28 protein-coding genes are annotated in these 24,871 nt (G+C 41.7%); 1 reads left to right on the top strand and 27 read right to left on the bottom strand.

Going from position 1 to position 24,871, the window contains the following annotated elements:
* Positions 1-8: 8 nt before the first annotated feature.
* From N0O92_RS00665 to rpoN, 3 genes are all read right to left on the bottom strand, one after another.
* Complete coding sequence (locus tag N0O92_RS00665) at positions 9-1,031, bottom strand: sugar-binding transcriptional regulator (protein WP_315612670.1); 1,023 nt, start codon at positions 1,029-1,031, stop codon at positions 9-11.
* Between the two features lie 133 nt (positions 1,032-1,164).
* Positions 1,165-1,416, bottom strand: coding sequence for a glutaredoxin family protein (locus tag N0O92_RS00670; protein WP_315612671.1), 252 nt, complete (start codon positions 1,414-1,416; stop codon positions 1,165-1,167).
* Positions 1,417-1,870: 454 nt separating this feature from the next.
* Positions 1,871-3,178, bottom strand: a complete 1,308-nt coding sequence (gene rpoN, locus N0O92_RS00675; protein WP_315612672.1) for an RNA polymerase factor sigma-54 — start codon at positions 3,176-3,178, stop codon at positions 1,871-1,873.
* A 454-nt stretch (positions 3,179-3,632) separates the two neighbouring features.
* Here rpoN and clpP point away from each other — a divergent pair, with 454 nt between their 5' ends.
* A complete protein-coding gene (gene clpP / locus N0O92_RS00680; protein ID WP_315612673.1) occupies positions 3,633-4,217 on the top strand; it encodes an ATP-dependent Clp endopeptidase proteolytic subunit ClpP in 585 nt (194 codons plus the stop codon).
* 94 nt (positions 4,218-4,311) lie between these two features.
* On the opposite strand, the gene N0O92_RS00685 is transcribed toward clpP, so the two are convergent.
* From N0O92_RS00685 to N0O92_RS00800, 24 genes are all read right to left on the bottom strand, one after another.
* Complete coding sequence (locus N0O92_RS00685) at positions 4,312-4,566, bottom strand: HPr family phosphocarrier protein (protein WP_315612674.1); 255 nt, start codon at positions 4,564-4,566, stop codon at positions 4,312-4,314.
* A 19-nt stretch (positions 4,567-4,585) separates the two neighbouring features.
* Positions 4,586-5,545 carry a DNA-binding protein WhiA gene (gene whiA, locus N0O92_RS00690; RefSeq protein WP_315612675.1) on the bottom strand — a complete coding sequence of 320 codons (960 nt, stop codon included), beginning with the start codon at positions 5,543-5,545 and terminating at the stop codon, positions 4,586-4,588.
* 61 nt (positions 5,546-5,606) lie between these two features.
* Positions 5,607-6,548, bottom strand: coding sequence for a gluconeogenesis factor YvcK family protein (locus tag N0O92_RS00695; RefSeq protein WP_315612676.1), 942 nt, complete (start codon positions 6,546-6,548; stop codon positions 5,607-5,609).
* A complete protein-coding gene (rapZ, locus tag N0O92_RS00700) occupies positions 6,545-7,447 on the bottom strand; it encodes an RNase adapter RapZ (RefSeq protein WP_315612677.1) in 903 nt (300 codons plus the stop codon). The genes N0O92_RS00695 and rapZ overlap by 4 nt, the downstream gene beginning before the upstream one ends.
* A gap of 20 nt (positions 7,448-7,467) precedes the next feature.
* Positions 7,468-7,929: an 8-oxo-dGTP diphosphatase gene (locus N0O92_RS00705; protein ID WP_315612678.1), complete on the bottom strand. Its 462-nt coding sequence runs from the start codon at positions 7,927-7,929 to the stop codon at positions 7,468-7,470.
* 818 nt (positions 7,930-8,747) lie between these two features.
* On the bottom strand, positions 8,748-9,689 hold the full coding sequence (trxB, locus tag N0O92_RS00710) for a thioredoxin-disulfide reductase (protein WP_315612679.1): 942 nt from the start codon (positions 9,687-9,689) through the stop codon (positions 8,748-8,750).
* Positions 9,690-9,793: 104 nt separating this feature from the next.
* A complete protein-coding gene (locus tag N0O92_RS00715; protein ID WP_315612680.1) occupies positions 9,794-10,843 on the bottom strand; it encodes a tetratricopeptide repeat protein in 1,050 nt (349 codons plus the stop codon).
* A gap of 185 nt (positions 10,844-11,028) precedes the next feature.
* The gene (gene hisIE / locus N0O92_RS00720) at positions 11,029-11,658 is read right to left on the bottom strand and encodes a bifunctional phosphoribosyl-AMP cyclohydrolase/phosphoribosyl-ATP diphosphatase HisIE (protein WP_315612681.1); all 630 of its coding nucleotides are present in this window, start codon (positions 11,656-11,658) and stop codon (positions 11,029-11,031) included.
* Positions 11,655-12,413 (bottom strand): imidazole glycerol phosphate synthase subunit HisF, encoded by a 759-nt coding sequence (hisF, locus tag N0O92_RS00725; RefSeq protein WP_315612682.1) that lies wholly within the window; start codon positions 12,411-12,413, stop codon positions 11,655-11,657. The genes hisIE and hisF overlap by 4 nt, the downstream gene beginning before the upstream one ends.
* A gap of 4 nt (positions 12,414-12,417) precedes the next feature.
* Positions 12,418-13,152 carry a 1-(5-phosphoribosyl)-5-[(5-phosphoribosylamino)methylideneamino]imidazole-4-carboxamide isomerase gene (hisA, locus tag N0O92_RS00730; RefSeq protein WP_315612683.1) on the bottom strand — a complete coding sequence of 245 codons (735 nt, stop codon included), beginning with the start codon at positions 13,150-13,152 and terminating at the stop codon, positions 12,418-12,420.
* Positions 13,145-13,789 carry an imidazole glycerol phosphate synthase subunit HisH gene (gene hisH / locus N0O92_RS00735; RefSeq protein WP_315612684.1) on the bottom strand — a complete coding sequence of 215 codons (645 nt, stop codon included), beginning with the start codon at positions 13,787-13,789 and terminating at the stop codon, positions 13,145-13,147. Before hisH ends, hisA begins: the two co-directional genes overlap by 8 nt.
* Position 13,790: 1 nt before the next feature.
* The gene (gene hisB / locus N0O92_RS00740) at positions 13,791-14,381 is read right to left on the bottom strand and encodes an imidazoleglycerol-phosphate dehydratase HisB (RefSeq protein ID WP_315612685.1); all 591 of its coding nucleotides are present in this window, start codon (positions 14,379-14,381) and stop codon (positions 13,791-13,793) included.
* Between the two features lies 1 nt (position 14,382).
* Entirely contained in the window at positions 14,383-15,654 is a 1,272-nt protein-coding gene (gene hisD, locus N0O92_RS00745) for a histidinol dehydrogenase (RefSeq protein WP_315612686.1), read from the bottom strand.
* Complete coding sequence (gene hisG / locus N0O92_RS00750; protein ID WP_315612687.1) at positions 15,651-16,289, bottom strand: ATP phosphoribosyltransferase; 639 nt, start codon at positions 16,287-16,289, stop codon at positions 15,651-15,653. The genes hisD and hisG overlap by 4 nt, the downstream gene beginning before the upstream one ends.
* A gap of 1 nt (position 16,290) precedes the next feature.
* Positions 16,291-17,463, bottom strand: coding sequence for an ATP phosphoribosyltransferase regulatory subunit (locus N0O92_RS00755; RefSeq protein WP_315612688.1), 1,173 nt, complete (start codon positions 17,461-17,463; stop codon positions 16,291-16,293).
* Positions 17,464-17,926: 463 nt separating this feature from the next.
* The gene (locus N0O92_RS00760) at positions 17,927-18,457 is read right to left on the bottom strand and encodes a CBO0543 family protein (protein WP_315612689.1); all 531 of its coding nucleotides are present in this window, start codon (positions 18,455-18,457) and stop codon (positions 17,927-17,929) included.
* A 173-nt stretch (positions 18,458-18,630) separates the two neighbouring features.
* The gene (locus tag N0O92_RS00765; RefSeq protein WP_315612690.1) at positions 18,631-19,128 is read right to left on the bottom strand and encodes an acyltransferase; all 498 of its coding nucleotides are present in this window, start codon (positions 19,126-19,128) and stop codon (positions 18,631-18,633) included.
* Complete coding sequence (gene ppaX, locus N0O92_RS00770; protein WP_315612691.1) at positions 19,125-19,772, bottom strand: pyrophosphatase PpaX; 648 nt, start codon at positions 19,770-19,772, stop codon at positions 19,125-19,127. The genes N0O92_RS00765 and ppaX overlap by 4 nt, the downstream gene beginning before the upstream one ends.
* The gene (locus tag N0O92_RS00775; RefSeq protein WP_315612692.1) at positions 19,769-20,716 is read right to left on the bottom strand and encodes a nucleoside recognition domain-containing protein; all 948 of its coding nucleotides are present in this window, start codon (positions 20,714-20,716) and stop codon (positions 19,769-19,771) included. The genes ppaX and N0O92_RS00775 overlap by 4 nt, the downstream gene beginning before the upstream one ends.
* A gap of 352 nt (positions 20,717-21,068) precedes the next feature.
* A complete protein-coding gene (lgt, locus tag N0O92_RS00780; RefSeq protein WP_315612693.1) occupies positions 21,069-21,935 on the bottom strand; it encodes a prolipoprotein diacylglyceryl transferase in 867 nt (288 codons plus the stop codon).
* Positions 21,936-22,008: 73 nt separating this feature from the next.
* Positions 22,009-22,947: an HPr(Ser) kinase/phosphatase gene (gene hprK, locus N0O92_RS00785; RefSeq protein ID WP_315612694.1), complete on the bottom strand. Its 939-nt coding sequence runs from the start codon at positions 22,945-22,947 to the stop codon at positions 22,009-22,011.
* Between the two features lie 150 nt (positions 22,948-23,097).
* On the bottom strand, positions 23,098-23,442 hold the full coding sequence (locus N0O92_RS00790; RefSeq protein ID WP_315612695.1) for a phage holin family protein: 345 nt from the start codon (positions 23,440-23,442) through the stop codon (positions 23,098-23,100).
* A gap of 5 nt (positions 23,443-23,447) precedes the next feature.
* Positions 23,448-23,642 (bottom strand): PspC domain-containing protein, encoded by a 195-nt coding sequence (locus tag N0O92_RS00795; RefSeq protein ID WP_315612696.1) that lies wholly within the window; start codon positions 23,640-23,642, stop codon positions 23,448-23,450.
* A gap of 77 nt (positions 23,643-23,719) precedes the next feature.
* Positions 23,720-24,829, bottom strand: coding sequence for a DUF4097 family beta strand repeat-containing protein (locus N0O92_RS00800; RefSeq protein ID WP_315612697.1), 1,110 nt, complete (start codon positions 24,827-24,829; stop codon positions 23,720-23,722).
* Between the last annotated feature and the right edge of the window lie 42 nt (positions 24,830-24,871).

Genomic DNA, 24,871 nt, shown 5'->3' on the forward strand with positions numbered 1-24,871 from the left:
AGGCCCTTTTATCTACTTTGTAATAATGATTCGGCAGCTGCTTCATCTGTGATCAGCACGTCACTCGGTTGATACTTCATGTAGGCAGCAATTGCTTCAGCCTTAGAAGCTCCTCCTGCAACGGAGATTACATACTTATGCTCCCCAAGGTCATCGAGTTGTAAACCAATTGTTCGTTGCTTATGAATCGGTTCACCGCGACGGTTAAAATAATAACCAAACGCCTCTGCTACAGCTTCTTCCCGATTCAACTTGTCAATAAACGTATCGACTGAATCACGGCGTAGTGCCATTGTTCTTGCATCTCCTATTCCGTGAATAACAGTAGAAGCTGATTGAATCAGCTTTAGGATATCCTTAACAGAAGGTTCTAATACAAGAGATGAGTAAGCTTCTTCACTTATTTGATCAGGTACATGCAACAAGCGGTATTGTGCTTTTGCTCGACTAGCCAGTTCTGCACTAATCGTGTTCGCTTGATTTTCCACTTGCTCCCCTAATCCACCACGAGCTGGGACAAACACGACTTCCCTTGTTTTCGCATCTGGTTGCATCATTTCTGCAACAGCTGCAAGGGTTGTACCTCCCATGACCGCGACCACATCTTTAGGCTGAATAATCGCCTTTAACTCGCTTATACAAGCTCGACCCATTTCTCGCTTGACCCATTCATCCTTATCACTGTTTCCAGCAACAACAATCACTTGATTCACACCAAGTTCTTTTTCAAGCTTTTCTTCCAATTCGCGAAGTCCTAACAGCTCTTTCATCATCTCTTCTAATTTTTCAAAAAGCTTTTCACCTTCTTCGGTGATGCTCATTCCAGAAGTAGCAAAATGTACGAGGCCTTGATCTTTTAAAAACGTTACTTCACCTCGTAACACGCGCTCGGACAATTGTAAGCTCGCTGATAAACTTCTTCGGCCAATTGGTTGCATTAATTTAATGTAGTGCAGGATTCGGTAGCGCTTGACCATCACATCAAGCAAATCAGGTAATAATTTTTTCTGTATGTCTAATAATGAATTCATAGAGCCAAACTCCTTTTGTTAGGTCGGACTCGATTTGTCCCGCATAGACTTTTTCGGTCCCGTTATTACCAAAAAAAAGACCAAAATCCTCATCCACATGTACATATTACCAAGGATACGGTCTATTCACAAGTTATATTTGCCTATTTATTTCAAGTAAACGCTTTCTTACCTTTTCTTTGGAGATTTGACCATAATCAACCTCTTCTCCATTAATGAGAATAACCGGAATCATGATTTGGTATTTCTCAAGTAAATGGTCATCTTTGTAAATATCGGTAATGTTCATCGAGAACGGAATTTCATCAGCTAATGGTTTAATCAAATCAATCGCTTTGTCGCAAAGAGGACAATCGATTTTTGACATAACGGTTACTTCTATCATTTGTTTCCTCACTCACTTTTATTCGAAATTATTATGTAGATAGAGACGCTCGAAGTTTGAAAAACTACTAGCGGCTCCGCTCGTTGCTTCGATTCTAAAGAAAAAAGGAAGATCGGAGGGCACTGAAAAAGGTATGACTTTCACCTTTTTCAGTGCCCTTTAAGCAATGAGCGGAGCCGTTGCCTTCTTTTAAGCTTGCTATGAGTGGACTTCTCATAGCAGGCGCGCAACGTGCGAAGCCATTGCCCTTCCCCGAATCTGCTAAAAGGAACTTTTTCAGGCCCTCGGAAGATCGCCTTTTTTCTATTTAACTTTTTTAACTTACTCAGGATGTGCAATGGCTTCTCTCGACGTGCGCCTTTTTGAGAAATGCGCTCATAAAGGCTTAAGACCTTTACGTCGGCTCCGCTCATTGCTTCGATTCTAAAGAAAAAAGGAAGATCACCTTTTTTCTTTAGAATCTTTTCCTTTTGGATGAGGAGGGGATTCCTAGTTCGTCTCTGTATTTGGCGATGGCTCGTCTGGATACGGTTGTGTTTTTTTCGTTTTGGAGCCATGTGACGATTTTGGCGTCGGATAGTGGCTTTTGTTTATTTTCGGTTGAAATAAGCTCTTTCATCCACTCTTTTATCGAACGACTAGATGTGGCTTCTCCAAACTCATTTTGAACAGATGATGAGAATAATGATTTTAGTTCAATCATTCCTCTTGGTGTGTCCGCGAACTTATTCGTTGTGGCCCGACTCACAGTCGATTCGTGTACATCGATTTCTTCGGCTATTTCTTTTAACGTTAAAGGCTTTAGCTTCCCGTCTTTTCGTAAAAAATATTCTTTTTGATGTTTGGCAATAGCTTCACCAACTTTTACGAGCGTTTGTTTTCGTTGTTGAATGCTTTTCATCAGCCATTGGACTTGCTGAATCTTTTGTTTTGCATATTGACTAGCTTCTGCATCGTCTGCTCCGCGTAACAGTTCCTCATAATGATGGTTTAATCCAATACTTGGTATGAGATCATCTTCTATATGAACAAGCAAGTCCCCTTCATACGGTACGATGCGAATCTCTGGACGAACAAATGGCACAGGCTCTGAAATAAATTGAGTACCAGGGCGAGGGTCAAGTGTTTTGACGAGGTCATTCACTTCTTGGATTTCTGCTAATGTAACATGTAACTGTTGAGAAATTTCTTTCCACTTTCTCGTCGCAAAAGCTTCCATATGAAACATGATCACTTGTTCAGCTAGATAATGAGGGTCATCCATCCGCTGCAATTGAAGCAGCAAACACTCTTGCAAGTTTCTCGCCCCTACTCCAGCTGGGTCAAAGTGATGTAGTGTTTCTAATAATGTTTCTCCCGCTTCTAGTGAAATTTGCAAGTCTTCACAAATCTCCTCAAACGGCCTAGACAGATAGCCATCTTCTCTCAAACTATAAATGAGATATGTGAGCTCTTTTCTTTCTTGTTTCGAGACATGAAGATCTTGAAGTTGCTTGAGAAGAACATCACTCAAACTTGATCGCTCTACATGCGCGTAGTCAATGGGCGAGGGTTGATCATCAGAAACTTGTCTAAAGGTTGTATAGGTCATTTCCTCGGACCGTTGCGGTTCTTTTACTTCTATTAATGGGTTTTCAAGTGATTGCTCATGAATAAAAGAAGTCAGCTCCGCGGCCGAGTATTGCAATATGTGAATTGCTTGCCTTAGTTCTTGAGTCATTACCAAACTTTGCGTTTGCTGTTGAAACAATCCAAATTGCATCCAATCCCCTCCCTTCACTTCTTCAAAACAAAAGGTGCTAGTGATTCGTTCACCAAAAACATGGTAATCAATAATTGTAAGCGTTTTCTAATTGTTATGCTTGCAACAGTTTATTCTATTCCTATCTTATTATAAAGGAATTACCCTATCAACACTATGTTAATGATTAGGAATCTCGTTTAGATATTGAAAAAACGGATATTATGAAAAGAGGGTTTAAATAGTCTTATATTGAATAGTATGTAGTATAGGTTGTTCCACAATCTATTTCTACCTTGACGAAAGAAAGAGTTGATGATTTGCCGCTATGGTCATATTCTTAGATGACCTGGCTTTCCTAAATGAAGGAGAAGTGTTTTTATTTGACCTTCTTTGACCATTTAGGTATGATGTACATAACATAGCAACCGTGAGCAATCTACGTTCACGACTATCTAAAAGGAGGAGTTTTTCGATGAATTTAATCCCTACAGTTATTGAGCAAACAAACCGAGGCGAGCGTGCATATGACATTTATTCTCGTCTATTGAAAGACCGTATTATTATGTTAGGAAGCGCAATCGACGACAACGTAGCGAACTCGATCGTGGCTCAACTACTATTTTTACAAGCAGAAGATCCAGAAAAGGATATTTCCATTTACATTAACAGTCCTGGTGGATCCATTACAGCAGGTATGGCGATCTATGATACGATGAATTACATAAAGCCAAAAGTATCTACTATTTGTATCGGTATGGCTGCTTCTATGGGAGCGTTCTTGCTTGCTGCTGGTGAAAAAGGCAAACGTTTTGCCCTACCAAACAGTGAAGTTATGATTCACCAACCACTTGGCGGTACACAAGGTCAAGCATCTGATATCCAAATTCACGCAAAGCGTATCATTGAAATGCGTGAAAGCTTAAACAAAATTTTAGCTGAGCGTACTGGTCAACCACTTGAAGTGATTGAGCGCGATACAGATCGTGATAACTTCATGATCGCAGCAAAAGCACAAGAATATGGTTTAATTGATAAAGTAATTCCTGCAACGAAATAACAACAAAAGGAAGAGGTTCCAACGGGCCTCTTCTTTTTTTGTATTTGTATAAAAAAGACACCGTCTTGCTCGTCGCATTGCGGTGTCTAGTTTCTTATTCAGTTTCAATAAAGTTACTTAACGTTTCTAATGCTTCTGCTTCATCGTTTCCATCTGTAATTAGTGTAAATGTTGTACCATGCCCCATTGCCAAACTCATAAGGCCCATAATGCTTTTCGCGTTCACCTTTTTATCGTCTTTTTCAATAAAAACCTCAGCTGTAAAACGACTCGCTTCTTGTACGAATAAAGCAGCTGGTCTTGCCTGTAATCCTGTTTTTCTTTTTACAGTTACTTCTTTTTTAATCATTTTTATTCCTCCTCTTTGATTATCCTTTTTCAGGTAGAACTTCTTGACCATTTCTCAGTTTTTCTGCAATTTGATCAATCTTTCGTAAGCGATGGTTGACCCCTGATTTACTCACGGTGCCACCTTCCACCATTTCCCCTAGTTCCTTTAACGTTACATCTTGATGAAGCACGCGCAGTTCCGCAATTTCCCTTAATTTAGCAGGAAGTTGATCCAAGCCAATCGTCCGATCGACAAACCGAATATTTTCTACTTGTCTCAATGCGGCTCCAACCGTTTTATTTAAATTAGCAGTTTCACAATTGACTAGACGGTTAACCGAATTGCGCATGTCTTTCATGATTCGAACATCTTCGAAATACAACAGTGCCTGATGTGCGCCAATTATATTTAAGAACTCGGTAATTTTTTCGCTCTCTTTCATATACGTAATGAAACCCTTTTTGCGTTCCAACGTTTTGGCATTTAATTCATATTCGTTCATCAATTCACATAACGAGTCATTATGCTCTTCATATATAGAAAAAATTTCCAAGTGATAGGAAGATGTTTCAGGGTGGTTAATGGACCCTCCCGCTAAAAAAGCTCCTCGTAAATAAGCACGCTTGCAACAACTCGTTTTTGTTAATTGTTTTGAGATTGTTCGAAGAAAAACAAAACCTTCTCCTAAGATTCCAAGTTGCTCTAACAATTCTCTCGCCTCATGTTGCATCCGAACGAGATAGACATTGTTTTTCTTCAGTCTCATTTTTTTTCGAACAAGCAGCTCAACAAACATCGAAGGGTACACTCGCTTAATAAGAGTATAAATTCTCCTTGCAATTGCCGCATTCTCAGTTGTCACATCCAAACCAAGTTTCATTTGACTGAATGAAAGAGATCCGTTCATCCTAATCAACGCCGCAAGCTCTGCTGTAGCACAACAGTCTTCTTGTTCAAACTGGGTTAATTCTTTTTTTGTTTTGGCTGCAAAGGACAATGTCCTCACTCCTTTCAGCCGTGTAGCTATCCTTTTTTCTACACGTTTAATAGCCTTATCTTTACATGCGTAAAATCGCCTGTGACACTTTTAACGCATCATGGCGCAGCATATTTTTTCGTTCAATAACAAAATGATCTAATATGATGGATACCCCTAAGGCGTTAATTCGATTCACATCCACAACAACTGGAACGGCTCCTTCGCCTGCATAACGTTGTAATAAATGCGATGAAATAGGAGCTCCATTTACGATAATTTCATCAACTAGAGGTGTATCACAATGGTCAAGAATGGCCTGAATATGGTCTGCAGCCGTATATCCATCCGTTTCCCCACCTTGCGTCATCACATTACATATATACACTTTCCTCGCATTTGCCCGGCGAATCGCTTCGACTACGCCTGGTACAAGCAAATTCGGGATTACACTTGTGTAAAGGCTACCAGGTCCTAATACGATAATATCAGCTTCTTCAATAGCTCTGATGCTGGATTGCAAAGGAGATACATCTTCAGGCGTGAGGAAGACACGTTTAATTCGCTTTTGTTCAAGCGGAATAACCGATTCTCCTGAGACGATGCTACCATCTTCCATCTCTGCATTTAAAACAATGCTTCGATTTGCTGCTGGATAGACATTTCCTCGTACATTTAAAACTTTGCTTAGCTCTGTAATTCCTCTTGAAAAATCACCTGTAATCGACGTCATCCCTGCAAGCAACAAATTTCCAAGCGAATGCCCAGATAACCCATTTCCATTTTCGAATCGGTGCTGAAATAATTCTTCAACCAAGGGCTCCACTTCAGACAAAGCCACTAAAACGTTTCTCACATCTCCTGGTGGGGGAATGTTTAGTTCTTTTCGGAGGCGCCCGGAACTGCCGCCATCATCAGCAACTGTTACAATAGCAGATATATCAACAGGGAATGTTTTTAACCCCCGAAGCAATACTGATAAGCCGGTGCCTCCTCCAATCACAACCACATTTTTCTTTGTCACTTAGTTGTCCCTTTTCCTTTATCTTTTTCAATGTCTCGATGGCTGACATGCAATACGAATTCATCTGCAAAGGCATCGCCAAAATGCTCAGCAAGCGTGACAGAGCGATGCTTTCCGCCGGTACAGCCAATCCCAATAACTACTTGGCTTTTTCCTTCTCGCTTATACTGCGGAAGCATAAATTTCAACAAATCCGTTAGTTTTTCAATAAACTGCTGTGTTTCTGTCCATTTTAAAACATAGGACGATACTTCTTCATCAAGCCCCGTCTTCGGCCTCATATGATCTATATAATGCGGGTTTGGTAAAAAACGTACATCAAAAACAAGATCGGCATCAATCGGCATGCCATATTTAAATCCAAATGACATCACATTCACCGTAAACGGATGCTTTTCACTCACAGAGAAACGCTGGATGATTCTTTCGCGAAGCTGAATCGGCTTCATATCAGTCGTATCGATAATTTGCTGAGCGCGCCCCTTCATATCTTCCAACATCTCACGTTCAAGCTGAATCCCTTCTAGAGGAAGCCCGTTTGGAGCAAGTGGATGCGAACGTCTCGTTTCCTTGTAACGCTGAACAAGCTTTGCATCCTTCGCATCTAAAAATAAAATTTGTAGCTTAAATTTTAAATGTGGCGAGTGACTAATCATGTCAATCGCCTCAAAGAGATGATCAAAGAATTTACGCCCACGCAAATCGATGACCAATGCTACTTTATTCATCTTTCCGCTTGATCCCTCAATAAGCTCAATAAATTTTGGAATTAGTGCCGGGGGCAAATTATCGACGCAAAAATAGCCAAGATCCTCAAAACTTTGGACCGCTACTGTTTTCCCTGCTCCAGACATTCCTGTAATAATCACAATCTGAATTTCTTCATGCTCGACGCTCACCCTCTTCACCCCTTTTCAATCTATTCTAACGTTAATCGGCTCGAAACCAATTGAAAATCTTTTGTATAATAAAACGTGCCATGTAGGACACCATCCTTGTCATTGAGGATATGATCAAACATGTATTTATCTCCCTCCGCCATTGGCAATCCGGAAACATCCTTTATGTTTTTCCATTCAAGCTTGCCCTCAGGAGATTGCGCAAACATCGTACCTTTATAACTCGTCGCATGAAACGTGAACATCATCCATTCATTCACCGGCTGATCATTCTCTAGAACGACGATTGTAAAAACAGCACGCAGCTTCGCTCCTTCCACATGAAGACCCGTTTCTTCTCGAAACTCGCGCTCCGCTGATTCTTTTATCGTTTCACCAAATTCCATCTTCCCGCCTGGTGCAACCCACCAGCCGCGACTTGGTTTTTGTAATAATAACGCTTGCTCTCCATTTGTTAACACACAGTTTGTAATCCGTTGCAACAGCTTCACCTCACGTTCTATTACCTTATTATACAATTAATTGAAAGGTCAAACAATTACTAGAATTAGGGAGCTTTTTTGAACGGATATTGATAAGAGGATAAAAAAAGGGCACGGACGCTTCCGTCCGTGCAAAGTATATAAAAAAAGGGGGTCAATTACTTATTTATATCATACCCATTTTATATTTCATCCGTGTTACAAGACGATTAACGTTTGTTATCAAAAAGGATGAATTTACCTTTTTATGAGGTTGGCTGATTTTAGATTTATGCTGGGACTCTTGGTGGAGAGGGGTTTCGGAAAGCTAATTGGGTTTCTGTTTCCCGGTTTCTTTCGGATTCAATTTTTTCAGGAAGCTAAGGGGGCTTTGGGTTCCCGAGTTCTCTCCGATCCAATTTTTCAGGAATCTAACGGCTCTTCCGTTTCCCGATTTCTCTCCGATCCCATTTTTCGGGTATCTAACGGCTCTTCCGTTTCCCGATTTCTCTCCGATCCCATTTTTCAGGAATCTAACGGCGCCTCCGTTTCCCGATTTCTCTCCGAACCAATTTTTCAGGAATCTAAAGGTGCTTTCGTTTCCCCATCTCTCCCCCATCCAACTTTTCAGGAATCTAACGGCTCTTCCGTTTCCCGATTTCTCTCCGAACCAACTTTTCAGGAATCTAACGGCTCCTCCGTTTCCCGATTTCTCCCCCATCCAACTTTTCAGGAATCTAACGCCTCAACGTTGCCTTCTCCTCCTCCATCCAACTCCCCCCACAACAAACAAACCGCCCCCAACGAGATTTGATCTCATATAAGGAGCGGTCCAAAATTTATTTTGTTTTCTCAGCTAATGTTTCAAGATAGTGCTGTACATTTTGTGCAGCTAAACTTCCGTCGCCTGTAGCTGTTACAATTTGGCGTAGGGATTTTTCACGAATGTCTCCTGCTGCAAAGATACCAGGTACTTTCGTTTCCATCTCTTCGTTTGTTTCAACATAGCCATCTTCATTGGTGATGCCTAAGTTTTTGACGCTCTCATTTAGTGGAAGCATCCCGATGTAAATAAAGACACCGTCTGTTTTAAACTCTTTTTCTTCACCATTTTCCGTGCTTACAAGAGTTACGCTACCAACTTTGCCATTTTCGCCGTTGATTTCTTTTACGGTATGGTTCCAGATAAAATTGATTTTGTCGTTATCAAACGCACGTTTTTGTAAAATCTTTTGCGCACGTAGTTCATCACGACGGTGAACCACTGTTACTTTTGTCGCAAAGCGTGTTAAGTATACCGCTTCTTCTACAGCAGAGTCTCCGCCTCCGACTACGACTAACTCGCGGCCTTTGAAGAACGCTCCATCACAAACAGCACAGTAAGAAACACCGCGTCCGCTAAGTTCTTTTTCACCTGGAACGCCAATTTTCTTATACTCGGCACCTGTTGCAACAATAACAGCACGTGCTTTGAACTCTTTGTTACCTGCTTTGACAATTTTCAGATCGCCTTCGTCGATAATTTCTTTCACATCACCGTATCCATATTCCGCACCGAACTTTTTCGCATGCTCGAACATTTTCGTTGAAAGCTCCGGTCCTAAAATATGATCAAATCCAGGATAGTTTTCGACATCTTCTGTATTTGCCATTTGCCCGCCAGGAATTCCGCGCTCAACCATAATGGTTGAAAGACCTGCACGAGATGTGTAAACCGCCGCTGTCATACCAGCTGGTCCTGCACCAGCAATAACAACATCATAAATTTTTTCTTCACTCATCTTTTGGTCCACTCCTTTGTACACTATTTGCTATATGATCAAGTCTACGTCATTTCACTAATATCGTAGCGAATTGACCAATCGATGTCTATTTTTCTGCTCAGCTAATCAACCCAAATGTCGAAACGAATTTGATCATCTGTAACCGGCCCTTTCTCGAGTAGAGCAAGTGTTGCTGCCGCTTGTTTCGAACCTAATTCTTCCGCTCGTTTACAAAGAGGAGAAACCTTTTTTCGATCGCCACAATGATACGTTGCCACAGCAAAACAGTAAACCAACTCCGCCTTTTGCTCTAATTCCCAGCGAGTCAGTTCTTTTAAGCGATCATAAGCTGCTTTGTACTCCCCTACTGAACAAAGAGTTTCTGCCACTTTCATATAGTGATCGCCGTCCATCGGATACACTTGGCATAACGACTTGATATAGGGCTCCGCACTTTTAGCATCCCCATTTTTTATATAAAACAATGCTAAATTACAACGTGTAGACAGATTCCCTGGATCCTTTTCCAAGACCGTTTCACATATGTCAAAAGCAGACGCATCTCCTATTCGAAAAAGAACTTCTGCCAATTGATTATGTGCGGTCCAATACGTAGGATGTTCATCTATTATCGTCTCTAAAACAGCAATAGCCGCCTGCATTTCTCCTTGTTTAACTAAATAACTCGCACGTTCAAATTGGGCAATCAATTCGTCCTCGTCTTCTTCAAGATCATCCCAATCATCATCTTCTTCACGCTCAAAACGTAGCAACTCCAAAAGGTCATTTGCATCATTTGTAAAGCGATCATCCGGACATAGTTCTAAATATCGCAAGGTCATTTTTTCTGCCTTTTCAAATAGACCTAAATATGCGTAATTATTAGCCATGAAGAAATAACACTCAGCTACATCGTCTTTTTCTGTTAAGACATTTTGTAATATTTCATTTGATCGTTCATATTCCCCGATTTCAGAAAGCACTGCTGCCAATTGAACATGGAAAACGGGTTCGGTATTTGTTATTTTTACCGCTCGCTCTAATAATTTTATCGCGCGTTGCAAATGGTTCTTTCGATAGGCCTCTATTCCTCTATGAAAGAAATAATCCCCGCTTTGAAACAAAGGGACCACATTGCCCTTTTCCTGTTCGTCTTTTGGTTTTAATCCCATTAAGTTATGTTACCTCCAGCTTCTCAATCATAAGACCTAGTATACATCATTTTACACAGTGTGGGAACGAAAAAAGAGGTACACAAACAGGCATCTCCTTATGCCTTTTTGTGTACCCCATAGGGTAGGGGTCAGACCCCTTATAGGGTGCATCGTAAGAAAAATCTTTTCGATGCGCTCTTTTATTACTTTTTATGTCTTTCTTCTAAAACAGAAAGAACGTCGTCTAACGGAAGTTTTTGTTCACGTAGAAGGACTAACAGGTGGTACAACAAATCCGATACTTCCCACTTTAATTCTTCTGGATCGCGGTTTTTGGCGGCGATAATCACCTCGCCTGCTTCTTCTCCGACTTTCTTCAAAATCTTATCTACGCCTTTTTCAAACAAGTAGGTCGTATAAGCTCCTTCTGGCATCTCAACTTCACGCTCAGCTATCACTCTTTCTAACTCATCCAAAATCGCAAAGCGAGTTGGATTCGTACGAACGGCCGCTTCTTCAAACAATGAATCAGAAAAGCATGTGTACGCTCCTGTATGACAAGCTGGACCAGCAGGAACAACGAGAACGACAATCGCATCGCTATCACAGTCATAGCGCATATCAACGATTTGTTGCGTGTTGCCTGATGTTGCTCCTTTGTGCCATAACTCTTGACGAGAACGCGAGTAAAACCATGTTTCTCTCGTTTCAAGTGATTTTTCTAACGATTCTTTGTTCATATAAGCAAGAGTTAACACTTCCTTGCTTGTGGCGTCTTGTACAACTGCTGGCACAAGTCCGTCCTTATCAAATTGAATGTTATCTATGCTCATCGTACGGCCACACCCTTTTCTTTTAAATACGACTTTACTTCAGCAACCGATGTTTCTTTGTAGTGAAAAATCGAGGCTGCAAGTGCCGCATCTGCTTTGGCATCTTCAAACACATCGGCAAAGTCTTCTTTCTTGCCAGCACCACCAGATGCAATAACAGGTACTGTGACAGCGGCATTGACAGCACGTGTCAGCGCCAAATCAAATCCCGTCTTCGCTCCGTCTTGATCCATGCTTGTTAGCAAAATTTCACCAGCACCAAGACGCACGGCTTCCCTCGCCCAATCGGTCACTTCCCAATCCGTTGCTTCTCGTCCGCCATGCGTATAAATACGCCATGAACCTAGCTCTTCATCATACTTCGCATCAATGGCAACCACAATGCATTGCGATCCGAAAAAGTCTGCTCCTTCTTTTATCAGCTCAGGACGTTTGACAGCAGCTGTATTCAAGGACACTTTATCTGCCCCCGCACGCAACACACGCTTCATATCTTCAAGTGAGTTAATTCCGCCACCAACCGTAAAAGGAATGGCTAACGTTCCAGCCACTTGCTCAACAACCTCAACCATTGTCTCACGGCCTTCATGAGAAGCCGAAATATCTAGAAATACGAGTTCATCCGCACCTTGCTCATCATAAAATGCTGCCAGTTCAACCGGATCACCCGCATCACGTAAATCGACGAATTGTACACCTTTTACAACCCGTCCATCTTTTACATCCAAACAAGGAACAATACGTTTTGTTAACATAACTTTAGTTTCCTCCTAGTAAGGCTTCTTCTAGCGTAAACTGGTTTGTATATAATGCTTTTCCAACAATTGCCCCGCTCACACCACGTGCTCGACGTTCACGAAGTTCGGTTAAATCAGCTAATGAACTCACTCCACCAGATGCAATGACTTGTTTTCCTGTTGCTTCTGCTAAGTTTGTTATGGCTTCTGTATTGGGGCCTGAAAGCATGCCATCACGGGAAATATCAGTAAAAATAAACACTTCTGCTCCGTGGCGAGCTAACTCTTGCGCTAATGTTTCTGCTTTCACCGATGAGGTCTCTAGCCAGCCTTCTGTCGCGACATATCCATCACGTGCATCAAGGCCAATGGCAATTCGCTCTCCGCCGTATTTCGATAGCATTTCTTTCGTAAACTCAGGATTATTCACCGCGACACTTCCAAGGATCACACGGTCCACTCCTTGATCTAAGTAAAACGCCACATCCTCAGCTGTACGAATGCCACCGCCAATTTGCACTTTCGCATCAAGCTCTTTGGCCACACGAAGCACATGCTCATGGTTCACACGTTTTTTCGCTTTCGCTCCGTCCAAGTCAACCATATGAATCCACTCGGCTCCGCTATCAGCGAATAATTTCGCCATATCAAACGGCGAATCTCCGTATACCGTTTCTTGATCATAATCTCCTTGAACAAGACGAACGCACTTTCCGTCTCTCATATCAATAGCTGGATAAATGACAAAACTACTCACGACTTTTTCCTCCTTGCGTAACGAGCTCTCCAAAATTGCGGAGAATCGACATGCCTACATGGCTGCTTTTTTCTGGGTGAAATTGTGTTCCCATCACATTGCCCCTGCCAACAACAGCTGGAACGGTTACATCATACTCACTTGACGCTAGTAACACATCATCCTCTTTGTGTTTAACGACAAACGAGTGAACAAAATACACATGTCCTTCTTCTACGTCTTGTAAAAGCTTGTGATCTGGTTTATGAAACGTTAATTTGTTCCAACCCATATGTGGAACTTTGTATGTTTCCCCGTTCGCTGTATGACCAACAAAACGCTCAACACGACCAGGTAACAGTTTTAACCCTTCTGTCGCTCCGTGCTCTTCACTCTCATCAAATAACAATTGCATGCCAAGGCAAATACCAAGAAGAGGTTTGCCAGATTCTGCCCATTCACGTAGAAAAGTCGTTAAGCCCATCTCGTTCAATGTCTTCATCGCATCCGGAAACGCCCCTACACCAGGAAGCAACAGTCCATCGGCTTTTTTTAATTGTTCGATATCATCTGTTAACACATAGTCTAATTCTAAGCGTTCAAGCGCTTTGCTGACACTGTGCAAATTGCCCATTCCATAATCAACAATGCCGATCATCTTATAACATTCCTTTCGTCGACGGGACCCCTTTAACCCGCTCGTCAATGCTCGTTGCTTCATCAAGAGCTCGTGCTAATGCTTTAAAGATCGCTTCAATCATGTGATGTGTGTTGTGGCCATAGTGAACGATAATATGTAAATTCATACGCGCTTCAAGAGCAAGCTTCCACATAAACTCATGAACAAGTTCCACATCAAACGTTCCCACCTTTTGACTCGGGAACTCAGCACGAAACTCAAGATGTGGTCGATTACTTAAATCAACAACAACTTGCGCTAACGTTTCATCCATTGGGACAAATGCGTTTCCATAACGACGAATTCCTTTTTTGTCGCCAAGAGCTTCTTTTAACACATGACCTAAGCAAATGCCAATATCCTCAGTCGTGTGATGATCGTCCACTTCCGTATCACCGTTGGCATCAACCGTTAAGTTAAAGTGACCGTGTTTCGTAAAAAGGTCCAACATATGTGTAAGAAAAGGGACACCTGTTTCAAGCTCTGATTTTCCTTCTCCATCTACTGTAAAGTCTAGTTTGATTTGTGTTTCTCCTGTGTTACGTTCAATTTGCGCGCGGCGTTCTGTCATATTATTTATCCTCCAACCTAATATCAATTGCTCGAGCATGTGCTTCAAGACCCTCTAAACGGGCAAGAGCTGAAATTTTACGACCATTTTCTTCGATCGCTTGTTTGCTATAAGAAATAATGCTTGATTTTTTCGTAAAGTCATCGACATTGAGTGGGCTTGAAAAACGAGCCGTCCCATTTGTCGGTAAAACATGATTCGGTCCTGCAAAATAATCTCCGACTGGTTCTGAGCTGTACGGTCCAACAAAAATCGCTCCGGCATGGCGAATTTTCCCTATCAAATTCATTGGTTCTTCTGTTAAAACTTCTAAATGCTCAGGAGCGAGTTGATTTACAACATCAACAGCCTCCACTAAATCACTAGCAACATAAATGACGCCATAATCACGAATGGATGCGCCTGCGATTTCTCTTTTCGGTAAGGTTGTTAGTTGCTCTTGTACTTCTTTTGCTACCTTTTCAGCTAGCTCTTGAGACGCTGTCACTAACACCGCTGAGGCTTGCTCATCGTGTTCTGCTTGAGAGAGAAGATCAGCTGCAATGTAACGCGGGTTTGCCGAATCATCGGCAAGAACGACAATTTCACTCGGTCCCGCAATCATATCAATATCAACGGTGCCAAATACAGCACGTTTGGCTAACGCGACATAGATGTTACCTGGTCCCGTAATTTTATCAACAGACTGAATCGATTCTGTCCCATAAGCTAGAGCGGCAACCGCTTGAGCTCCACCGACTTTGTAGATTTCCTCTACTCCTAATTCACTAGCTGTTACAAGAACACTCGCTGGCAAGTTTCCATCAGCTCCAGCTGGCGACACCATAACAATACGCTTAACACCCGCAACTTGAGCAGGAATCACGTTCATCATTATGGATGACGGATACGCTGCTTTTCCACCTGGTACGTAGACACCAACTGAATCAAGCGGTGTAACCTTTTGACCAAGAATCGTTCCATCTTCTTTAGTCGTCATCCAAGATTGACGTGTTTGACGCTGATGAAAATCCTTTATATTCTCAATCGCCTCTTTCAAAGCAGAGATCAGTTCATCACTAATCTCAGCATACGCACCTTGAAGCTCTTCATCTGTTACTCGAAAACTTGCAAGATCAGCTCCATCAAATTTTTTCGTTAATTCAAATAAAGCTTGATCTCCTTGCTCCTTCACTTGAGCAATGATCGCCTCTACTGCTTCACGCTGTTGCTCGGTTCCTGTATCAATATCTCTCTTGATGCTTACTTCTGCACCGACTTTTACAATTTTCATGCTTCCTCCCCCTCGATTACTTTAGAAAGACGTTCGACCATTTGATCGATTCGCTCGTCTTTCATTCGGTAACTAACTGGATTCACAATAAGACGAGAGGTAATCGGGACAATCGTTTCAAGCTCGACTAGCCCATTTTCTTTTAACGTTCGGCCTGTTGAAACAATATCCACAATGCGATCAGCAAGGCCAATTAATGGCGCTAACTCAATCGAACCATTTAACTTAATAATTTCGACTTGCTCGCCTTGCTCTTTAAAATATTGAGTCGCTAGATTTGGATACTTGGAAGCGACTTTTGGATTAATGTCTTTCTTTTCATAATTCGGAAGACCCGCTACCGCTAAATAGCATTCACTAATTTGTAGATCGAGCACTTCATAAACGACGCGCTCTTCTTCAATCATTGTATCTTTTCCGGCTACCCCAACATCGGCTACACCGTGTTCAACGTACGTTGGAACATCCATTGGTTTCGCTAAGATGAAACGCATATTTTCTTCTGGCACGTCAATAATTAACTTGCGAGAATCATCAAACTCTGCCGGTAAGTTGTAGCCTGCTTTTCGCAGCAATTCTAATGCTTCTTCAAAAATTCTCCCTTTCGGCATCGCGACCGTTAACCATTCTGCCATGTTACGCGTCTCCTTTCTTCGCACCAATAAAATAGTGCACCTCAGTAAATTGTTCTGACATTCCGTCAACATCCTCGACTCCGGCAATATCTTGAACAACAACTGACTCGCCCGCTTCTCTTAAGCTCGCAGCTTCTTGAAATGCTTCCGCTCGTCGTTCTTTGCTAAAGACGATGCATGTTTTCTTTTGTTTTGTATTCATCTCACCAATGGCTTCAACGAGTAAATCAAGACGTACTCCAAATCCCGTTGCTTGACCTGGGCGTTCGAACTTACCAAGTAGCTCATCATAACGTCCTCCACTACAAAGCGGAACACCTAAATTGCTTCCATACCCTTCAAATACCGCACCTGTGTAATAGCTCATGTGCAGAACCAAGTTTAAATCAAGCTTGACATATTGCTCAATTCCGTAGCTTTCTAGCACTTGCCATAGCTCAGAAAGTTCAGCTAATGCTTTGGCACCCTCACCGTTTGAAATAAGTTTAGCCGCTTCCTCTACCGTGTCTTTTCCGCCACGTAGCTTTAACAGACTAAGAAGTCGGCCTTTATCAATCGAGGAGATCGGCAAGCTTTTCACATGCTCACGGAAGCCTACATAATTTTTTTCATATAAAAAACGACGCAACTCATCCGCACGCTCTCCGACAATATCTTCTAGAAGCGCATTCACATACCCAACATGACCAATCGCAATTTTAAAATGCGATAACCCCGCACGTTTTAACGCAGATGCCATAAGGGCGATCACTTCTCCGTCTGCACTAACGGTGCCGTCTCCAATGAGTTCCACACCTAATTGCTCAAACTCCGCAGGCTTTCCTGCTTCGTTTTGCTGGGCACGAAAGACAGTAGATTGATAAGAAAGTCGTAGCGGATATGCTTCTCCTTTCATACTGGAAGCAACGAGTCTCGCAATCGGTGCTGTCATATCCGGACGAAGCACGAGCGTATTTCCTTGCTGATCTAATAATTTAAACAACTGCTGATCTAAAATAGCTGACGCTACACCAACCGTTTCATAATATTCTAACGTTGGGGTTTCAATCATTTCGTATCCCCATCCGGACATTTCCGCTTCTAATTGCTGACGTACTTGTTTTTTCATTTCATACATGCCAGGCAATGTGTCACGCATTCCAAGTGGCTTTTCAAACATCAGTGGCTTCGACATTGATTTCACTCCTCGTTCATTCTCCGTTGTCTGCGTTATACCACACGCAGCTCTCCTGTATCTTTTTTCTATCTTTCCTATCATTCGCGATTTTTGTCAAAATACCTGTTTTTCTTTCGTTAAAATATTCTTTTTCCTTTAGTTCGCTAATGTGCTAATAAGATAAAGCGTATTGTTAGTTTACCGCGAATTTATTTCAGGCGTCAACCGTTTTGATGGAATTATCTTATAATTTAAGTTGAGAGTATTCTGATAGGGTGTTTTCGCCTCTTTTGTTTGTAAGGGGGAGATGTTCTTCACATGTTCGTTCCATTGCGCTAAGAGCTCAAATGGTCTTTACTGCAACATTCTTTTCTTCCGATAACAAGAAAAGCCGATGAACAATACCTCATCGGCTTTTCCTACTGTAATATAAATAAACGTTTAATTAATGAAAAACATCTGTCAAAATAAGCTACGTTTTCTATTGCCCATAATTAGCTCTTTCTTCAACAGGCAAGTGAACTGGAATATCAAACAACCAAATAAATCCAACACAAACAAGCCCAAACAACACATACGCTACTAACGGATGTTTATGGTGTAGTCTTAGTAACGGAAACATAATGAAGAGGGCTACGATTGACCATCCCAATGTCCATCCATACTGGTACTTGATATTTCCAGTTAACGTGAAAACGTATTCCCATATTCCATATATCGCAATCCATTGTAGTGTATGTAATATTTGTTTAAAACCAGTTTTAGGGTAATTCCCTAAAAAAAGCAAACCAGTAGCTGGAAAAACGGTAAATGTATAGAGTATTTCCGTAAGGGTATGATTTGAGATGAAGTCAGCATCCATACGCCACAAAAAGTAATTTGCCGTTAAGAAGTTATACACCAAATTCCCAAGAGCAAAGAATAATAATGTTGTATGATACTTCTCCCAGTTTCTCCAATCTCCCCAAAAATAAGCAACTATGATGCTAATGATGGCAGTAAGTACATGCATATGTTTTTCATCCTAAGAAATTTATTTCAAACAGTTACTTTATTGTAAATAGCTTGTGTCAGAAATATGAAATTATAACTTAAAGTATTAAAAAGAGAATTTTAAAACTTTAAGTTATAATGATTCAAAATAAAAAGACCACTAAAGCGCCCAACACGCTCTAGCAGCCTCTCCTACTCATCATCCATCTTCTCCCGAATCACCTGCATCGGATTTCCACCGACAAATGCCCCAGCAGGAACATCTCGATAGACGAGAGTCCCAGCTGATACAATGGCGCCATCGCCAATTGTTACGCCTGGCAAGATCGTCGTATTCGCCCCAATCATGACCTCATCACCAATGACAACATCGCCAAGCCGATATTCTTTTATTAAATATTCGTGAGCCAAAATCGTGGTGTTGTAACCAATAATCGAATTTCGTCCGATTGAAATGCGTTCAGGAAACATAATGTCCATCATTACCATTAACGCAACGGCTGTTTCATCGCCCACTTTCATGCGAAGAAACGTCCGGTACAGCCAGTTTTTCACGCTGATCCATGGTGTGTAGCGAGCTACTTGAATGACAATGAAATTTTTGACAACCTTCCAAAAAGGAACCGTTTTGTAAATTTGCCAGAGCGAATTGGCCTCTGTTACAGGGTACCGCTCTGTTTTCCGACTCATTGTTTTTCCACTCCAACAATCGCTAATAGGTCGCGCATGTTAGAAAGGGTGTAATCTGCTTCAAACGTCTTAATTTTTTCCGGTCCCTTAATTGACCAACCAACGACAGCTGTTGGAACACCTAGGTTTTTACCTGCCTCGACATCAAATAAGCTATCACCAATCATCATCGCTGATTCTTTTGATGAACCTAAGGCATTCAGTGCTTTTTCAAGTGGTTCAGGGTCTGGTTTGGCTCTTTCGACATCATCAAGTCCGATAACCACGTCAAAAAATTGATCAAGTCCAGTCAGCTTCAACCCCATTAATGCGGTTTGTCTAATCTTCGTTGTGACAATCGCTAATTTGTATCCTTCTTTATGAAAGCGTTCGATCGTTTCATAAACACCTTCATACTCTGTTACAAGTTCATCGTGCTTCTCATGATTAAACGTTCGGTATGTTTGAATCATCTCATCAACACGAGCGTCATCAACGGATTCAAAACTATCCCTAAGAGGCGGTCCGATAAACTCAATCGCATGTTCACGCGTATACTCTCCTGGTTTATATTGATCTAGCGTATGCAGAAATGAAGCTATAATTAATTCATTTGTATTAATTAACGTTCCGTCTAAGTCAAACAATAACGTATCGATCTTCATAAAGCCGCTTCCTTTCGTTCTAACTCTTGTTTTTTTTCAGTTCGGTTCCAAATATAGGCAATCGCCATTGTTAATAAAATGGCGGTCACGACTCGAATCAGCAGCAACGGCCAAACCGGAATTCCGAGTGGGATAAAAATAAGGGTATCCTCCACAACAGCATGACATGCAACGAGGAAAATAAACACAAGGTACAAATCTTTTTTAGCAACCCCGTCTTCTTTCGCTGCTTGTATCATAACCCCCGCCCCAAATGCGAGTCCAAATAATAAACCTGATGCCAGGGTTGTTGATGTGTTTTCTTTTATGCCAAGCATTTTTGTAAATGGAGCCATAGCTTTTGATACAAAGCTGAGCCAGTTTTTTTCTTTCATTACTTGAACGACGATCATCAATGGAATCACAATCATCGCCAGCTGTAGAATTCCAATTGTTGCACTCGTAACCCCTTGCCAAGCAATGCTAAGCCATCCGGTCACTTCTGGCTGCCCTGTGCTAGACACAAAGCCGTATTGAGCTGTTTCTTGTCCTCCTGACCACACCAAATTGATCAGAAAAGCCGAGAAGAGAGCAAGCCCAATTCGAACCACAAGCACAACCGACATACGGATGCCCACTTTTGTTGCCACAGCCGATTCAACAAACAAGTTATGAGAGAAAGATAGCATGACAGCTAAAATAAACACTTCTTTCACCGTTAACTCCAAAGTCAAAATCGCCCCAATGGCCGCATACAAATTAAGGACATTTCCTAGAACAAGCGGAATGGCTGCTTCTCCTGGCAGCCCAATCCATCCCATAACCGGAGCGAGCAGCCGAGCTACCCATTCAAGTACAGGGGTATAACCTAAAATCGTGACAATTAACGTAATCGGAAAAATGATCTTTCCAAGCGTCCACGTCGTTTGCAACCCGACAAGGAGCCCGCGTTTTAGCATCCCCACTGCTTTCTCTCCCTCCATGCGTGTAACACTCTTTCTATTTTCGAAATAAAACAAAAAGGGAAGGTCGCCCTTTTTTTCCCTGTTACGTGCGAATCCCCTGTGCAGTGGCTCCGCTCGCCGTGCGTGCGCCCAAAAGGCTTAAGGGCGTTTACGGCGGCTTCGCTCACTGCTTCGAACTAAAACAAAAAGGGAAGGTCGCCCTTTTTCTCTTTGTTATGTGCGATCCCCCTGTGCAGTGGCTCCGCTCGCCGTGCGCCTTTTGGGAAGTCCGTCCAAAAGGCTTAAAGGCGTTTACGGCGGCTTCGCTCACTGCTTCGAAATAAAACAAAAAGGGAAGGTCGCCCTTTTTGTTTTATTTCTTCTTTTTCTTTTTATTATTTTTTTTAGTCTTAGTAGCTATCGCTTCTGGGCCTGGGTCGTGATAGTTTGGTGTGTTTGGTTTGCTTCGGCGGTAGATAGTGAAAATAATCGCGCCGACAATTAAGATGATTGAGGCAACTTGTGCTGTTTTGAGCACACCGCCAATTAATAAGTAATCAAGACGAATCATCTCAAGGAAGAAGCGCGCAAACGAATAGTATACCAAGTACGTCATGAAGATTTCCCCTTGTTTCAGGTTGAATCTGCGTAGGTAAATCAACAAGAAGAATCCAAGCAAGTTCCAAATCGATTCATATAAAAACGTCGGGTGATAGTATGTACCATTGATGTACATTTGGTTAATAATAAAGTCTGGTAGTAGTATGCCTTCTAAAAATTCTCTCGTGACAGGCCCGCCATACACTTCTTGGTTCATAAAGTTACCCCAGCGTCCAATCGCTTGAGCTAACAACAAACTCGGTGCGGTAATATCGGCCACTTGCCAGAATGAATAGCCTCGTTTTCTACAGAAAAAGTAGGCAGTCAGCATTCCCCCGATGACCCCGCCATGGATTGATAATCCACCTTCCCATATGTAGAACATACGAATTGGGTTATCGGCAAATTGTTCCCATCTAAAAATCACATAATAAGCTCTTGCAGATAAAATCGCAATAGGTAACGCAAATAGCAAGACATCCGCATACATTTCTTTAGGGTAGCCGCGTTTTACAGCTTCTCTTGTAGCAACTAAGTAGCCAAGGAAAACACCTAGACCAATTAATGCCCCGTACCAATAAATCGTCAATGGTCCAATCTCTAAAAAGATTCGACTATAAGGTTGTATTGTCTCTTCCACGTTTCCACTCTCCTAACATAACATCAAAACAAGGCGCGTTCATAATCGAACACGCCGTCATTATATCATACTCTTACCGAAATTCGTCATGATCTCCCTCTTCGATCACATCAGTCAAACGTGACGAAAATTCTTGCGCCGCATCATAGCCAAGTCGTTTCAAGCGGAAGTTCATCGCAGCCACTTCAATAATAACAGCTAAATTTCGTCCAGGTCGTACAGGAACCGTTAATTTTGTAATTTCTGAATCAATTATTTTCATTTTTTCTTCTTCTAAACCTAAACGATCATATGCTTTCTTCTGATCCCATAATTCTAAATTAATACAAAGAACAATTCGTTTATGCGGACGAACCGCTCCTGCACCAAATAACGTCATCACGTTAATAATGCCTAACCCACGAATTTCAAGCAAATGTTGAATTAAATCCGGAGAACGTCCAACAAGAGTCCCTTCATTTTCTTGACGAATTTCGACTGAATCATCAGCAACTAAACGATGCCCACGACGAACTAAGTCAAGAGCCGTTTCACTTTTCCCGACCCCACTATTTCCTGTAATTAAGACTCCAATTCCGTAAATATCAACAAGAACCCCATGCACCGCTGTCATTGGAGCCAGTTCACTATCTAGAAAAGTCGTAATGCTACTACTTAATCGAGTGGTAGGCACACTTGACCTCATCAAAGGTACTCCTACCTTTTCCGCCGCATCCACTAACTCGGGCGGAACTTCCAAACCACGAGAAATAATAATTCCAGGTGTATCATATGTACAAAGCTTAAGCATTCTTTCTTCTCTTTCATGCTGCTTTAAATGTTCAAAAAATGAAAGCTCCGTCCGTCCTAATAGCTGCAAACGTTTCGCCGGATAATATGTAAAATACCCAGCCATCTCAATACCCGGTCTAGATAGATCACTTGTCGTTATTGGGCGATAAATGCCTTCTTCTCCTGCTATTAATTGTAAATTAAAGCGCTCTAATAAATCGTTTGCTGTTACCTTTGCCACTTCAAAACCCCACCTTCACGTCTCATATGCTTCCTAACGGAGTGAATACCTTTTCCATTTTAGCATGTTTTCCTTACGCATATTTCATACTTGCTTAAATTTTTTTAGGGTCTGACCCCTACCCACGGGGGTAGGGGTCAGACCCTCATTTTAGCGTTTACGTATCGGTTTTACCACAAACGTTTGAATAATCGCAATTAAAATGGCTGCCAGTATCGCCATCCCAAATCCATCAATGACAAAGGCGCTGCCCATGAGAACCGCTGTCATCATTAACGTGAGCGCACTAATCACAAACAAAAAGAAGCCAAGAGTTAAGATCGTAATCGGCAGAGTTAGCACAACTAAAATCGGACGCACAATCGCATTTACAATAGACAGAAGGACACTGGCAATGATGGCTGCGCCAAACCCCGATACATAAAAACCATCAAACAAATAGGCAATTCCCATCAAAATTAAAGCATTAATAACTAGTCCAATGATCCATCTCATACCACTCACACATCCTCTTCATTCGGAATAATCACAATCGCGATGATGTAACCAATGATGAATGGAACAAATCCCGAAACAAAAAACAAAATAACCGCTAACAATCGAATAATCGTAGGATCTACGGAAAAATACTTTGCCACTCCACCACATATCCCTGCTAACTTACGATCATATTGAGTTCGATACAATCGTTTCATCCTGCCTCACCTCATTTCTTTTTTTTGTATGGGAGGAAGAAAGACATCCAGCTCTTTTGATCCTTCCCGTTGCTCTCTTACTTCTGGTCTTTTACAAGAACCGATCCTGTATTCGTCGTTGCATTTACCTTTATTCGTGGAGACGATTGTTGATTGCCAATAAAACTTAACGATTTTTGTGCAAATTCTTTTTTCTCTTCTAGCGTTTCGTATTCGCTTAAATCAATCGTGAACGCGCCGACATTCGTTTTCAGCTTTCCTTCAATCCGATTTGATTTAGGAATAAACAAATGAATGCTGCCCGTCGTTGCCTTTAGATCAGCATAACCTGATTCTTCAAGCTCATCAATCTCATATGTGATCGAACCATTGATCGTCTCTGCATCAAAGTCTTGAACTTTTCCAGCTAGTGTAATACCACCATGCAATGTTTTTGCATCAATCACATCCATCTCAACTTGCTTAAATTCAATCGCACCATTGACCGTTTCTCCCATTACTTTTTTCGCTTTTACCGAGGAGAACGTAAGCGGTCCATTAATGGCATTTACATCGAGCGTATCGACTTCAAATGTACCACCATTAATTTGCCCATTAAACGTATAAAGTTTAATATGATCAAACGTTTGACGAGGAATATAAATCGTTGTTTGCACTTTCATCGATTTCGTTTTTGTATGGAATAGCAATTTACGCTCATCAACTCGAAACGAAGTCTCTTGTAAAAACGTGCGCCTTGCCTCCTCACTATCCTTTACCCGATATACCTTCGCTTTACACTCCACCCGTACATCAGCCTCATCCCACGGCTTAAACGTAATTGAACCATTTTCCAACGATACATCCACCGACGCCGGTGAAATATCGCGATGCTGAAAAATATGATCAACTTCTACTGATGAGCCAAAGTTGAAATCAAGATCAACATCTTTAATTTTTTGAATCGTACTTTCAATAAAAGATGTGAACATATTCGCTGTAGAATACGCTGCATGCCTTGCTCGGTCACGATACTGCTCGCCCTCATCCCAATTCACCTTTGTCGACATCTCCATCGACGGCTGCTCTTCCTTCGTTTTCTGTGAACCGGAGTCCGTCTTTTCCATGGCCTCTAGCAACTTGACTCCTTCCTCCGCCGTAATTTTCCCATCCTCAATCATCTTCAACACCATTTTACGCTCTTCCACTCATCTCACTCCTTATCAGTCTGATTACGTATTTACTATAAC

The organism is Alkalihalobacillus sp. MEB130, assembly GCF_032335535.1.
In the GTDB taxonomy this organism is placed as follows: domain Bacteria; phylum Bacillota; class Bacilli; order Bacillales; family Bacillaceae_D; genus Halalkalibacter.